Here is a 14,010-nt window from a genome sequence, read left to right as displayed (position 1 = left end):
AATAGTCGTAGGAAAACAGGGTCAGGCAGATTTATACAATGCCGCAGCAGCTTGAACCCGTACAATCTCATTTTCGCTATCCAGTGCCTGAATTAGCGTGTTACGCACTTTATTTTGTAACTCTAATTCTGTTGTAACGGGCTCTTCGGATATATGTTCAGCAACTTTAAGGAACTCCTCCATTGCTGCCGCATGCTTGGAAAAATTACATACCGTTTTGCGTGCGCCTTTCAATGACCTCAAAACACCCGGTGGAAGGAGTGACTTCTTTACTGTCATGATATGTTCAACGGGCACACCATGAGGGTTCCCTTCTTTTGAGTTATCTCGATTCATATCATACTGTGAGGATTCGACGGTACGAAACAGATGCATACTTTCAATACTACTTTCTGATGGGCTCAAGACTATTGAACCAACCTCGATATGTAGAAACTGCTGTAACCCTCCCTTATATCGATCATATTTTGAGAGAGTTTTCCTCAATTAATCGCTCATATAATTTAGGCGGTAAATCATTCAGTGATTCATGTGGCCGATCATAATTATATTCTTCAATCCAACTATCTGTGATTTCCCTTACTTCAGTCAAGCTATTGAACAAGTAACAGTCTAATACTTCATTTCGATAAGTGCGGTTGAATCGCTCAATATACGCATTTTGCGTTGGTTTTCCTGGCTTAATAAAATCTAACTTGATGCCATGTTCTTCAGCCCATATCTCAAGTGCATGTGAGATAAATTCTGGCCCATTATCTTGCCTTAATCGCTTTGGGTAACCACGGTAGGCTGCGATTCTATCCAGCACGCGTATAACCCTCTGTGCAGGTAAGCTCGAGTCCACTTCGATGGCTAACGCTTCACGATGATAATCATCAATGACATTAAATGTTCTGAAAGACTTGCCTGAAAATAAGTTATCACTCATAAAATCCATAGACCAGCATTCATTAGCCTTTGCTGGAACGGCCAGTGGCTCAGGCTCTCGAGAAGGTAAGCGCTTTTTACCTTTACGCCGTAAGTTAAGCTTCAAACCACAATAAATACGGTACACACGTTTATGGTTCCATTTATGGCCTAGGAGCCGTAGCCGCTTAAATATCTTCCGAAACCCATAGGCCTTATGTTTTTCAGCAATGTCTGATACTGCCTCAATAATATCATTATCATCTATACGTTTAAGTTGATAATAATATGTGCAACGACTGATGTTTAACGCATCACAAGCCAGCACAACACCTAGGCCAAATTCATTAATGGCATAGTGGGCTAATACCTTTCGTTCTGCTGGCCTTATAGCTTTTTTTCAACAATATCTTTGAGTGCCATATTTTGTAAGCTGACATCAGCAAACATCTTTTTAAGTTTGGCGTTCTCGGCTTCTAATTCCCGCATACGGGTTAAGTCAGAGGCTTGCATCCCACCGTACTTAGATTTCCATTTGTAATAGGTACTTTGACCTACATTATGTTTGCGACATAACTCAGGCACAGTCTGTGCACCAGACTCGCCTTCTTTGAGGATGTTGATAATTTGGCTTTCAGTAAAACGTGTCTTTTTCATGTGATTCTCCATTTGGTTTAGTGTAAATGGAAAACTCTATTTAAAACATTCTGATTTTAAGGGAGGGTTACATGCCCAGCGGTACCCCTCAGGCAATAGCTCATCTTCTTGACCAGTTTCTTCACACATTTTAAGAAACAGCAATGATGCTAGCTCGTTAACATAGTTTTGGTAAGACACCCCGCCATCGCGCAGGTTGTCACAGAGTTTCCAGAGTTTGGCGACTAGATCATTGTTGTTCATGTATGTTCTCTTAAATGGTTTACGGCTCTTAGCTTTCTATTTGACTGCGTTAACGCAAAATGCGATCAATCAGCATGCTAAGAGTGAGTATAAAATTGGTATCGTTATGCGGTTAGACTTGTCGCCAACTGGTTTAGGAGCAGCCTGCTGCTTCAGGGCAAGTCGCGCTTAGCGAGATTTGCCCTATTGTATAAGGCCTAAGCGCGCTCGTCCCACATATATTCATTAAAGCTTGAGAGTATGCTGTCTAATTCATCGTTAAAGGCTTTTTGTTGATTAAAGGAGGCCATATTTAGCTATACTTATAAACCTCTTAAGTACAGCTAAGCTACGCAATTGGCACGATTCAAGTTAGCTCTCACTTCTCTATGCTCAAAGAGTTCATGCTCTAAACAGATAGTGAACGAAAACCTGCCATTAGATGAGTTACCATCATTTAAGATAAATTGTGCTCTTTTCACATCTAGAGTCCAACTAGCCTTACATGCCTTGTTACTGCAACTTGCGGTGAAGTAATCTATAGAAGTTTGACGTATGCTATTCTCATGTGCCTGTTGGCTGCATACAGGACACTGCTTTAAATACTTAGATATATTACTCTTTGTAACAATCGCGCTGTACAACTCAGTATTTGCATGTTTTTTAGCTACCTTCAATTCTTCATCTGATAGCTTGTAATCACACTTCCCTTCATAAAGCTCATCTATCACTGTCGGCAATTTAACTTTGAAGTCAGTCAAATATTCATGAATGATCACCTTTAAAATTTGTTGCTGTAGTTTCCCTGCCATTATTTCTTTACCATGAAGTTCGATAGGTGAAATGACAATAATGTTATCATTTTCGCTTAATGTATTATCTTCAGGGCAAACTAAAAACTCTCCAGCTGCCAACTCACTCTGAGTTATTTGCTCAACTAACGGCTCAGACAAGGCTACTATCCGGGCTATCACATTTTCTTTTCTGGTTAATAACCATTCACCTTTACCTGAGTCTTCAAGTATTAAACCAAAGGTATTGTCTCGGCTTAACTTATAGCCTTTTGAAACTTTAGTTAAAGACCAACCAAGGTTTACAAACACCTGCCTTAATATTTGATAAAAATAAGACTGATATTGAATGAAATTACGTTGCTTTTGCTCGAGAATCTGCTGCGGCGATAACTTATCTGTATTAGCATTTTTAAGCCATTGTCGCCAAAGTTTCGCAGCTCTTCGATAATTTTTATCGTGCACTAAAATATTGGTCTGTTTCAATTCCATTGGCACCTTAGCTGCTCGTGGAATTGATTGATATAACTTATCTGCACGTAACTGTGATAGCTTACGAATGCTAGATTTCACCTTGTCTAAACTTGATTCGGTTTCCTCCTGCAATTGCTTCATCGTTTTGTCACTATCTTGGTATGCTCTTCCCCAGTCTTGTGTTAGCTGAGTAATGTAACGATGGTCTTTATTACCCCTTTCGAGCGTTCCGAACTGTTCGATGAAACTTACAACTTGTTCAAGACGTAATTGATACATAGTAAGGTAGTTAAATAAATTATCGACGAGCCTCGCATAAACTATGTTTTCGTAAATAGCCGCTTCGTCTTCGCTCACCTTCGCCATCAGCTTTTTTGGGATAATGCCTACAATTGTTCTTTGTTGCCAACATTCAGAATGAGCAACTAAGTGTGCTTGATAGTTATTTGCGTATCGTTTAACCCTACTCGTCGGTAATAGTTCTGTATCGTAACGCATGCTTATTCTAGGCGAGCTATTTATCTGGAATAAAACACCACTTTTGAAAGCTTCTTCAATTCCTTTATCAAGTTCATTTGGGGTGATGTTTTTACTGATCTCAGGAGGTAGGAAATGACTAAACTTTTTTAAGTCAATTGCATCGAACTTATCATTTATTTGATGAATTGCATCGTAAATAACTCTAAGCTGTTGCTGACTCTTTAAAATCTCCTCATTGGTAAACAACTCTTCTGAAGGTTGCACAAACCCCATTTCAGTTGAAAACCTTCCCTCAACTTTTATTGGGATTACTGGCTCTAAGATAAGGGACTGCTCAAAGCTTTCGTCAAACTCTTTACCAATCAGGGCATAACGCCCTGATTGTAAACAAGTGACTTCGTTAGGTTGAACCGTTTTAGAAGTTACCCTGTCTATTAACATTGTTAATAAACCCCTTGTTCTTTACGAGTGATCTCGTCTTCAATAATGTCAATAGCTTTACTACTGGTACCATTAACTGATTTGAGAATTTTACTTAGAGCACCCTTGAGATCTTTTAGCTTATCGATAGAAATATCATAACGACCAAGTACTTTACCTTTTCGTAATACACGAGTAATTAAAAGGTGCTCAAGTGCATCTGCTTCATGGCCACCGCATTCTTTGTATACAGAAATGAACCTAAGAGCTTGAGCCTCCAAACGGTTACCCCAGCCGATATTAAATTGACGCTCTAGAATATCTGTAAATTCAGAAGTAGCGAGTTTGTTCAGCATCTCTAAAACTAACTTTTTATGGGTCTTTTGCGCCTTTATAAAAAGCTCATTAACTGAATCAAAGTCTATTACCGTATTCTTAATAGGCTTTGGGCTCCACCCTTTCGGTTTTACTTGCTTGTCAAGATCTAAAGTGAAGGCTCTATCATGGGTTTTGTCGGCAAACTCAAACGTTGTTTCATCATGGTTTGCTGTCCCCATAAACCAAGTATTGGTTTTGAGTAATAACTTTCTGTCCTCAACAAAGTGCTTTGGCGGGTTTGCTACAGACGAGTCCATTAGAACGACTTTTCGTTTTTGTTCGTTTTGCTCCATTGCAGAAAGAAACTCAGCAAAATATTGTTCCGGACGAGACAGGTTCATTTCATCCAATAAAATAATATTAAAACGTTTTTCGAAAGATGGAGTATGCGCTTTATATAAGCCCTGCAAGCACTCTTTTTCATAGTAACGTTTTTCAAAAGCATTGTAGTGACCAATTAAATCGTCTCTATCACGCCAACCAGCTTGAACTGGTACAGTCGTGACTTCACCACCAACAGCCGCAGCAAAAGCATTAACCAAACTTGTTTTACCTGTTCCAGAGATCCCTTGGAATACATGTAACGGGCTAAGCGCTAGGCCCGCCATGAATTTTCTAAGTAGATCTAAGTCATAATAGAGCTCTACATCTGTCGATTTTGCAATTCTATGCTGCAACTCTTCTGTGAATTCTTTTAACGAATTAACAGGTTGTGTTGGAACAGGTTCACGATATTTGCGATCCATTAATGTCAGCTCTTTAAAAGCTTCTTGTGACTGTTGCTTTTCTATTAAGTCATCTAGCTGCGACTTCACCGCTTCAATACTATGCGTTAACGCAGCATTACTAGTTTCCAGAAGATCTTTGTGCTTCTGTAATTCCAGTTTCTCTCTGACACTAAGCTTATACTTACCCTCACGTTGCTTAACCTCTTCGTGCTCTTGTTTAAGCTCTCTTAACTCGTCTTCTAAATCTTCGACTCGTTCTTTGTAATAATCTAACTCTTCTTCTAAATCGTCTTCACTACGTCCTTTTAGCTTGTTTCGAGCCTCTCGTAGTTCTTTTTCTAGCTCATCAATACGGTGTAAAACCGCGGCAGGCGAACCAAGTTCTTTGATTTGAGCTTCTCTTTCCAACTCTTTATAGCCTAGTAAACGCTCGGTTAGTTGTTTGATCTCGTTCTGATCGCGATTACGATAGTCTTCCAATAGCTTTAATTGATTTTCTAACGTTACTTTTTCCGTTTCAAATTCTCTTCTACTCTCTTCAATCGCTTGCCTTTTCATAACAGCCTGGGCACCTATTTTTTTCTTCAGCTGCTCATTTAACGATTTATTTTCTGCTATTTTTTTATCAAGCTCTATCCGGCGACCTTCTACCGCATCTTCCTCAGCTTGTAGCTTTTGCTTTAACTCTTCAAATCGCGTATTTTCTTGCACTTTCGCACGCTCATGATTTTGAGCTTGCTGTTCAAGCATTTTCAATTCGTTTGCTCTACGTTGCTCATCAAGCTGAGCTATTTTTTGCTCGACTTGTTGGTATTCTTTTTTTAGCGATTCCAGCGATTTTTGACGCTCAAGAACAAAACCAGCATTAGCATTCGCTTCTTTTTCTAATAACGATTGCTCTTTGCTAGAAAGCTCATTGAGTTTCGACAAAAGTTCTTTCTCTTTGGTAGCAAGAGATTTTTCTTTGTCTATTATTGATTGGAGCTTATTCTTTACTTCTTCGCTATCTTTAGCGGATTGCGCCACATTAAACTCAATTTCAGCTAGATTATATTCTTGCTCTTGCTTTGTTCTTTCGTTTGTTTCAATTAGCTCTTCAAGTTGAGCTGTCAAATCGGCTAAAGCCTGCTTATCTTCTTCATTTAATTTACTTAATAGCGTTTCATCTGATGTTACACCTGCTTTTTTGAGAAAAGCACCTATTGATGTTGGAACTTGTGGTTTTTCCACTGGTTTTGGTGCTGAGTTTCTTTTATTAGGTTTCTTAGCCATTACTTAGTCCACTAAAATATTTTCTAAAAATTTGTCTACGACGTTGATGTAATGCAACGCTTGTTCATTGGTAAATCTTGTGCTGTTGCCGTGTGAAGCTTCATCACGAACATGCGATAAGTCATACACCTGCCCGAATAACAAACTGTCTTGCACAATAAGCAGTAACGGGTGATGGGGATAATCTCTCATCGATATAAAAATAGTCGCCAGCAGAGAGCGAAGACTTGAGTTATTTCCGCGAGCGGTTTGATAAATCTTCCCAGGTTGAACTCTAAGAATGCTATCAATTTGCGATTGACTGAACTTTCCTACCTCTTTTAATAACCATGCTAGCTCTTGTTTCTGTTCGAAATTTTTAAGTTTATTTCCAGGTAAAATGTCTAACCGTTTGAATGGATTAGCAATCAAAGCCGCTTTACATACAATTTCTAAAATAGAACCGCATCCGTTAATTAAAGATCTATTTAAACTGTAATCAGGCGCAGCTCCTCTATTAATTTTTTCTTTTCCATTCATAAGCTCAAATAGCGGCTCGACTAAATCTCTGTAACGTTGCACGTTTGGATACTTAGTTAACACTTCGAACCTGGCAGTTTCCTTCATCAGATCAATAGCTTCTTGATAAGAAAGCTCCTCTTCTTGAAGGTTAAATTTTGAACTGGAGAATTGTTCTAAGTTATCATTTACACTTCTAGCTTGGTCAAAAAGCTCATTCATCCAAGGCGCTTTATGAGAAAGAGCAAATGGATCAATAAAATCGAATTTACCCCCTGAAGAGATATCTGCCCAAAGCAATAAATAAGACAGTTTGGCCTCTTTATCTGAAAGAATCATTTTCTCAGCCTTATTAGGCATATGATATCGCTCATCACTAATATTATTTGCTATCCAACGAGCTTCTTTATCTTTATTTAACAGATCATTCAACTCTGAAGTAGTGGGTCTATTTACCTCGAATATTTGCTTTTTAGCACGAAAGGCTTTTACTCTTCTATCTGTTGCTCTATCTAACTTAAACGTTAACTTGTTAGCATCAGTCTCAGGTTTAATTTCACTAGATTCGTAAGCAATTCTCGGAAGCCATTGCCCCGTTAACGCACACTGAAATACTGAGGCCGTTGTCATTTCTGGCTCAATTTCAGAATCTAGAATTTTCCGACCTTCTTCAGTAATTTTAAAGTTCTTATCTAGCCACCCATTTGGCTGCATTGTGGCTGTCAAGATGTATAAAACCATCTCCTTTTCTAACGAAAGCCATTCAGCAATTTGACTAGATGATAATTCTCTATCACCAGTCACTCGAATTAACTCTAAAATAGTTTTTTCAAAGAGATTTAACTCTCGCCCTTTGTGGGAAGACAAATATACTTCCCAACTGTATACAGGCCACGCAAAAAGCTGTACGTCACGACTTTGAGGAAAGTCTGTGGTTTTTATATATGTATTAGAGAACAATGCCTTTCTCCTTTTGGCAAAGTTCATTAAAGAACTTAGGGAACCCCACTAATAACTTTTCATTTTCGGATGTCCGAATTGATTCAGGCATAAGTTGGTTAAGGCTGGGTGATGCCAAACTTGTATCACCAACAACGATTAGCAAACGCTTTTGTCTCGACATAGCAACGTTAATACGGTTAGGTATGCGTAAAAAACCTAGCTGTGCATTAACAGATTCTTGAGTCATTTCATCTGGTTCATTCCAACTTCGAACAGTTGACAGTAACACCACATCAAACTCTTTACCTTGAAATGCATCAACAGAACCAACACGAAAACGCTCTTCTGGTTTTTCGCCTGATTTTGGTTTCGTCATTCTAAATTCAGATAATACATTTGCCCCAGTAGTTGAATACTCCATAACTTTTCTATCGACCATTTTGTCTATGATATGGTCTCTTTGAGCCGCATAAAAAGTGATGATCCCGACACTTAAATCTGGTCTGGCAGTTAATATTTTATAAGCTTCATCCGCTATAACTTCAGCTTCGCAATCACGGTATTTTGAACCATTCTTAGAAGACATTTTTCCCTTTGATGCATCAACATTTATCCACGCTGCAAGTTTTCCTTTATAGCCTGGTACATCGAGTGGAAAATATGATTCATCAAAGCCTGCTTTGATGGGTGGTAAACCAAAGCGCTCGTAAAACTCTTCACTCACAAATGAGCCTAACTCGGGGTGCATACGGAACTGAGTGTCTAGCATGACTACCCGCTTATGCTCTGTTGACCCCTCTTTTTCATATTTAGAAAGCGAGTGGTACAAACGCTCAAACAAACTTTGTTGTAATAGTTCATGGTCTGTGATTTCTAATTCATTTTTATCTTGTAGCTCTTTTTCAACTCTAGGCTCTAACATATGCGGGAGCTGCCTATGGTCTCCAACTAGAACGACTCGTTTTCTTGCCATTGACATAGGTATCATAAGATCTAGCGGATTGGCTCTTGCAGCTTCATCAACAATCACAGAGTCGAAATGAATATTTTTACTGTGCTCAACCGACTTTATACTAGTCATAGCTTCGCCTGCCGCTTGCTGACATGTTGCCCCAAGCACTGCACTATATTCCTTCAATGACTTTTGCACTTGTTCTTTCTCAAACATAAGAGAATCAAGATAGTTCTTACGATAATATAACTGCCCTAATCTCGGTGAGTTCACTAAGCTTGCTTCTAGTTCCTCAACTAGCTCACTTAGATATTTTGACTGCTCAGGTTTCAGCCAACGTTGATTTGGTAGCACAAACTTTTCTTGTAAAGCATCGAGCAATTGGTTTTGAGTATTTTTTAAAAACTCAAAATCTATCTCAACACCTATGTCAATCATGGTTTTCAGTTTCTCAAGATCATAATCACGATCCTCTAAATCTTTGAGCAATGTAATTAATCTTGTTAGCCTTAAACTTCCGTCATCACCGTAAGATATAGAGTCAGTTCTTAATGCTCTAGCTGCCGTTATTAACTCTTGCTTCTGCGTACCTGTTAACGCATATGACGAAGATAATCTGAACTGTTCAATAAGCTGTTCTACAATTCTTTCAATCTTGGTTGAAACTTTAATACCGTATTCAGCGGCTAACTTCTTTTGCTTTAGCTGCAATTCGATTAAGTTGTGGTAATTAAATTGAGCATTATTTGAATTTTTTATTTGAAAAACTAATGACGATATTGCATCAATTAATTTAAATTCATCACTATTTTGAATTTCATTGTCAACATTTGGTGCTAAATCATTAACAACTTTACTTGTCCAAATGTGGATACTATTTGATTGTTGCTGATTCGACTCATCTTTTTTACCACCAACTTTGATCGCTGGAAGCCCAAATACACCAGATCTAGCAACTACGTTATCAACAGCATCATGTTGGTAACTTGTCAAAAGAACTTGGTGTTTGAGCGATAAGTTATATTTATTACCTTCTTCTGCAATTCTATGCTGAATGGCTGAGATAACCTGAGTTTTACCTGTTCCTGGTGGCCCAATAATCAACGCTACATCAGGAGTATTTAAAGCAACTTTCACCGCTTTCTCTTGTTTCTTCGTTAACAATTTTCCATCTAGTTTTTTCTTTAAGGTAGATGTTATTGCACGCAGTTTCTTAACTTTCTGCTCTGGAGGGTTTATACCTTCCAAAATGTACTTAAGCTGCGGCATAGGGTTTGTTGCGTCTTTCAACAAATCAAAAGCAATTTTTTTACGCTCATGCTGTTTTTTAATACCATTTAGAGATACGAATATATAACCTTTTCCTTTAGGCCTTTGTCTCAAATTTGCGACTAAATAGTCCCCTTCGATTTTAATCCGGTTTAGGAATAAAGGTTTAGAGTCACTTTTTTCAAAGCTATCGGAAGATAATAACCAACTTGGTAAATTTTGAGCTAGCTGTAACTCAACCTCCGATATAGAAAAGGTTTCACCAAGAGTATCTAATTCATTTTTATACTTTTCAAAGAACGACTTTAGAGCCTTATCTCCAACTTTGAATTTAAATCTTACTTCGGTATCAGAATCACTATATGTGGATTCGTACTCAAGGAAACCAACGGCTTTAGCTAATCTGGAATGTTGTTCCCAGTGGAGATCTGAATACTTTTGCCAGAGCTTGAAGTAACTAGCATTATCTTGAAGGTGCTGTTCAAGTTGGTGCTTATAACTGGAAGTGTTTAACTGTTCTTCAACTCCATGTAATTCTAGTACATGATTACCATAAAATGCGTAAAGCTTATCTGTACCACCGTCAAATTGACGGAACGAGGAAATGTGCCAATCCTTCCTAACTTTATCAACTAATGCTTTGTAATTTATACCAATTAAAAAAAATGAATCCTTTGAGTTTTCAGGAAACTCAATAAAAACCCCACCTTTATCACCTTTTGCAAAGACGAACTCTTCATTAAACCATTTGCGTGCACTCTCAACATCTAGAACACTTGAAACTTGCTTTTGAATAGTCTCAATGAAGATAGGCTCGACTTTAAATTCGATACTCTCATCGTGGCTATCAATAAGATCGACATAGCGAACAGCTAACGCACGAGAGTTTTTGTAACAAGAAACAGCACAAACTTTTCTAGCTTTACTTTCTGAAACAGCCATAGCAAGAGGCGTGTTTTTAAACTTTACTTCAGCAAATAAATTTCTAGTTCCTTGTTTGACGTAATATGAGTCCACTTCAAAAAACAACTCTACTTCTTCACCTATTTTCCAATTCAGATTTGCATCATTAGAATCTTCAAAAATAAGTTCAATCACATCGCCTGTAAGGCATTTAGAATCTAATAAGTTCATAATTTACTTCACACTAATTGCCATCTGTAATTATTTAACAAATCGACAAAATCAGCATGTGTTTCATCAGATTTGAGCCAAGTTGTGAACTCATAAGGATCTTTAGCGTAGCGACGCTCTGCAGGTATTCTTTGCTTATGCATAATTTGATGAGTTTCAGATGAATTCTTACGAGATATGTTACAAACAGAACGAGTCTCAGGAAGAAAATATATATCTCCCTCATCCATAGTTATGGTTAAACTTGCATCATTTTCAAACCATAGCTCTGTATTGTATGGAGCAGAATTAAATGTAAGTGAAGTACCATTACTAACAACCCGAATATTATCGGTTTCAATGAAACCTTCTGGCATATTAAAGGTATATTGTGAATCCTCTTCATTTAGGTATATAACTTGCCTTATTACTGCATAATCTTCTTGCCGTACAGAAGTCGAACAAAATGGGCAAATTTGTTCATCGGATTGAAGATTAATAAAATAATGACTACAGCAAGTTGGGCACTCCAATAAATGATCTAATGCCTCTTGTATAACTGCACACCAAGTATTTAATGAAGGCCGCTCATAAGGATTTGATTTACCTTTGGTGAAGCACTTGTCAAATAAGTTATAAAGTTTTTTATTTGCAACTAAAGTCAAATTAATTCCGCCTGCACTTTCGTTACTTTCATCTTCGGTATCATATACCCAAGGCAACTCCCCCCTATAAGCTTGTTCTTCTACTACTTCAGGTTCTCCATCTTCAACTTGAAGTCCCCTAAATGGATGTTGATGCGTAAGGAGTTCAAAAGCCATAACAGCAAATGACCACTGATCCGTTAATGCGTTGACTCCCATATCACCTTTAACTACTTCGGGAGCACCGTATCCAGGCGTGTATATGTGAGTAAACCCTTCTCTCTCGTTAACACATAAGTTGTCGCAATCAATAAACCACACTTCGGAATAGCGACTATCTTCTGAAACAAAAATGTTTGCTGGTGAAATATCGCCGTAGGCATAACCTCTACTATGGAGTTTAGCGAGAGTTTTTGCGACTTTAAGCAGGATTTGAAGACGTCTTTTCAAACCGCCTGTTTGTATGTATTGTTTGATACTATCGTTATCTACAAGGTCATTAAAACTTTTCTCTAGTATATTTTGAAGCGGAATCAAACCATCCATCAACTCCATAACATAGCCCAAGCGAGGCTTTGTTATCTGTATTTTAGGGTGAGCTAAGTTTAGTCCTGTTAAATCTTGTCTAAGTGTCCAATCCAGTTGCTTTTGCCACTGATTTATTGCCGACTCGCTTTTTGTATTTAAGATTTTTACCAGAACTCCACTCAGCTGAGTTTGACAAACAATACCTTGCCCACCTTCACCAACTCTTTTAGTCAGTTCATATGCGTTGCCATGTTTATCATAGACAGTACTATTCTTTTTGTTATTCATTAATTAGAACCACTGCAATTGTTTTGTCATCGGTATGATGTGGTGTAGGCCAATTATGAAATAAGCCTTTTAGATTTTTCTTAACAGCTCTTAAACTTCCTTTTTGAGCACGTTTTAATATGGAGTCACAAAAACCAAGGTGATCTTCAATATCTTCTGAAATTCCGTCTGTCATAAGTACTAGTCCATTAGTTACTTTATTAAGCCTACCTTTACCGATACCCCAATCGGAGAACTTTTTACTCAGACCCAGCCCCGTTGTTTCATTTGAGAATAATTCATTTTCAGAAGCGGAGTGATTGGAAATATTATTGCAAAGAACACCATCACCAAGTTGAATAAAGCGGTATTCACCTTTTGAGTTACCCCAGGCAATCATTAAAGTAGTAACTGCATCATTTGGTGCTATATTCTTGTCTTTTAACCCGTTAAGCCACTTAGTATAGATCTCGGTAATAAGCTCTTTATCAGCAATGTCTTCACTGTTATCTAAGCAAGCACTAACAGCCAAACTCGTTGCCAATTTAGAGCCTATATGGGAAAAGGCTCTTGAGCCCATACCGTCTGATACAGCCACAGCCCATCGACCGTTACTTTTTTTTGAAGTAACTGCATCTTGGTTTGGGAGTTTAAAAGCACAATGCGAAGGGCCAATAACAGATGTTTTTAATATATTAACTCTCATTTATAACGGAATATCTAAATCATCATCAGACAATTCGTCGTTAACAAACTCCAGCTTCATCGGTTCATTTGGTTTCTGACTTTTAGAATGATTAGCTACACTCATAGTTACTGCACGGAAAAAGCGAGCTATTTCTGCTGCGTTATGTGCAAACAATAGAGGTGCTTCAACATCATTTCCAAAAGACTCAAGTAAAGCATTATCTGCATCATTACCAATTGACAAAGCAAACCTCGTTGCTTTTTGAGCCCTTTCGCTCGTTAACAGTGCTTCAAATGCATTTTCATAGTCATCTGTAGGATATCCATCTGACACTAAAATGATGATTGGTCTGTATGCTCTAGAAGGAATAGATTCCTTATTTTCAAGTAACTCCTTAACTATTTTACAAGCAGCTCCCAAAGGCGTGCTTCCTTCAGCTGTGAAGTTTTCAAATTGCTCTATTTGATGGGCTGGTGTTAAGGGAAGCTGCGTTGTCGCTTTACCACCAAAAGTAACAATAGATAAATGAATTTCAGCTCTTAGCCTGCTCTCATTCGCGAAACTCAATACCATGTCCTTGATTGAACTATTTAACGCATCAATTTTTCCATTTATGCTCATACTACCACTTGTATCAGCCATCACTATTACAGGTAAAGGACGCGCTTTATTTGCAACAAACTTATTTAGTTCCATACTTTCCTCAAAGTTATAAGGTACTATGTAATTGACTTTTCTAACTCATAAGCCTACATAGATTTTTCACAAAAGATTTACCACA

General features: G+C 37.9%; 9 protein-coding genes and 1 pseudogene. All 10 read right to left on the bottom strand.

The genetic code is table 11. The features are described from left to right. Positions 1 to 21: 21 nt before the first annotated feature. Positions 22 to 405, bottom strand: a complete 384-nt coding sequence (locus tag AC5YB1_RS06140; RefSeq protein ID WP_494521135.1) for a hypothetical protein — start codon at positions 403 to 405, stop codon at positions 22 to 24. Between the two features lie 55 nt (positions 406 to 460). Next, positions 461 to 1,563 (bottom strand): IS3 family transposase gene (locus tag AC5YB1_RS06135; RefSeq protein ID WP_494519615.1). Its coding sequence is split into 2 segments (ribosomal slippage): positions 461 to 1,299 and positions 1,299 to 1,563, totalling 1,104 coding nucleotides; the frame shifts between segments, so codons are not numbered across the junction. A gap of 75 nt (positions 1,564 to 1,638) precedes the next feature. Further along, positions 1,639 to 1,806 (bottom strand): annotated as a pseudogene (locus AC5YB1_RS06130) (type I restriction-modification system subunit M N-terminal domain-containing protein); the annotation flags it as partial. Between the two features lie 323 nt (positions 1,807 to 2,129). Continuing rightward, entirely contained in the window at positions 2,130 to 3,971 is a 1,842-nt protein-coding gene (locus AC5YB1_RS06125) for a hypothetical protein (protein WP_494521134.1), read from the bottom strand. A 2-nt stretch (positions 3,972 to 3,973) separates the two neighbouring features. Continuing rightward, entirely contained in the window at positions 3,974 to 6,328 is a 2,355-nt protein-coding gene (locus AC5YB1_RS06120) for an AAA family ATPase (protein ID WP_494521133.1), read from the bottom strand. A gap of 3 nt (positions 6,329 to 6,331) precedes the next feature. Then, positions 6,332 to 7,786, bottom strand: a complete 1,455-nt coding sequence (locus AC5YB1_RS06115; RefSeq protein WP_494521132.1) for a hypothetical protein — start codon at positions 7,784 to 7,786, stop codon at positions 6,332 to 6,334. Next, positions 7,776 to 11,123: a DEAD/DEAH box helicase gene (locus AC5YB1_RS06110; RefSeq protein WP_494521131.1), complete on the bottom strand. Its 3,348-nt coding sequence runs from the start codon at positions 11,121 to 11,123 to the stop codon at positions 7,776 to 7,778. The genes AC5YB1_RS06115 and AC5YB1_RS06110 overlap by 11 nt, the downstream gene beginning before the upstream one ends. Before the next feature lie 8 nt (positions 11,124 to 11,131). Continuing rightward, a complete protein-coding gene (locus AC5YB1_RS06105; protein ID WP_494521130.1) occupies positions 11,132 to 12,562 on the bottom strand; it encodes a protein kinase domain-containing protein in 1,431 nt (476 codons plus the stop codon). After that, positions 12,555 to 13,247: a PP2C family serine/threonine-protein phosphatase gene (locus AC5YB1_RS06100; protein WP_494521129.1), complete on the bottom strand. Its 693-nt coding sequence runs from the start codon at positions 13,245 to 13,247 to the stop codon at positions 12,555 to 12,557. The genes AC5YB1_RS06105 and AC5YB1_RS06100 overlap by 8 nt, the downstream gene beginning before the upstream one ends. Next, complete coding sequence (locus tag AC5YB1_RS06095) at positions 13,248 to 13,925, bottom strand: vWA domain-containing protein (RefSeq protein WP_494521128.1); 678 nt, start codon at positions 13,923 to 13,925, stop codon at positions 13,248 to 13,250. Between the last annotated feature and the right edge of the window lie 85 nt (positions 13,926 to 14,010).

The organism is Shewanella sp. 433 (assembly GCF_059338565.1).
Note: the sequence above shows the minus strand (reverse complement) of the source record. Positions and strands in the feature narration are given on the sequence as shown.

Excerpts from the sequence above, each read along its gene's own strand:
- AC5YB1_RS06105 (WP_494521130.1), bottom strand. The coding sequence starts at position 12,562 with ATGAATAACAAAAAGAATAGTACTGTCTATGATAAACATGGCAACGCA.
- AC5YB1_RS06120 (WP_494521133.1), bottom strand. The coding sequence starts at position 6,328 with ATGGCTAAGAAACCTAATAAAAGAAACTCAGCACCAAAACCAGTGGAA.
- AC5YB1_RS06095 (WP_494521128.1), bottom strand. The coding sequence starts at position 13,925 with ATGGAACTAAATAAGTTTGTTGCAAATAAAGCGCGTCCTTTACCTGTA.
- AC5YB1_RS06100 (WP_494521129.1), bottom strand. The coding sequence starts at position 13,247 with ATGAGAGTTAATATATTAAAAACATCTGTTATTGGCCCTTCGCATTGT.
- AC5YB1_RS06125 (WP_494521134.1), bottom strand. The coding sequence starts at position 3,971 with ATGTTAATAGACAGGGTAACTTCTAAAACGGTTCAACCTAACGAAGTC.
- AC5YB1_RS06110 (WP_494521131.1), bottom strand. The coding sequence starts at position 11,123 with ATGAACTTATTAGATTCTAAATGCCTTACAGGCGATGTGATTGAACTT.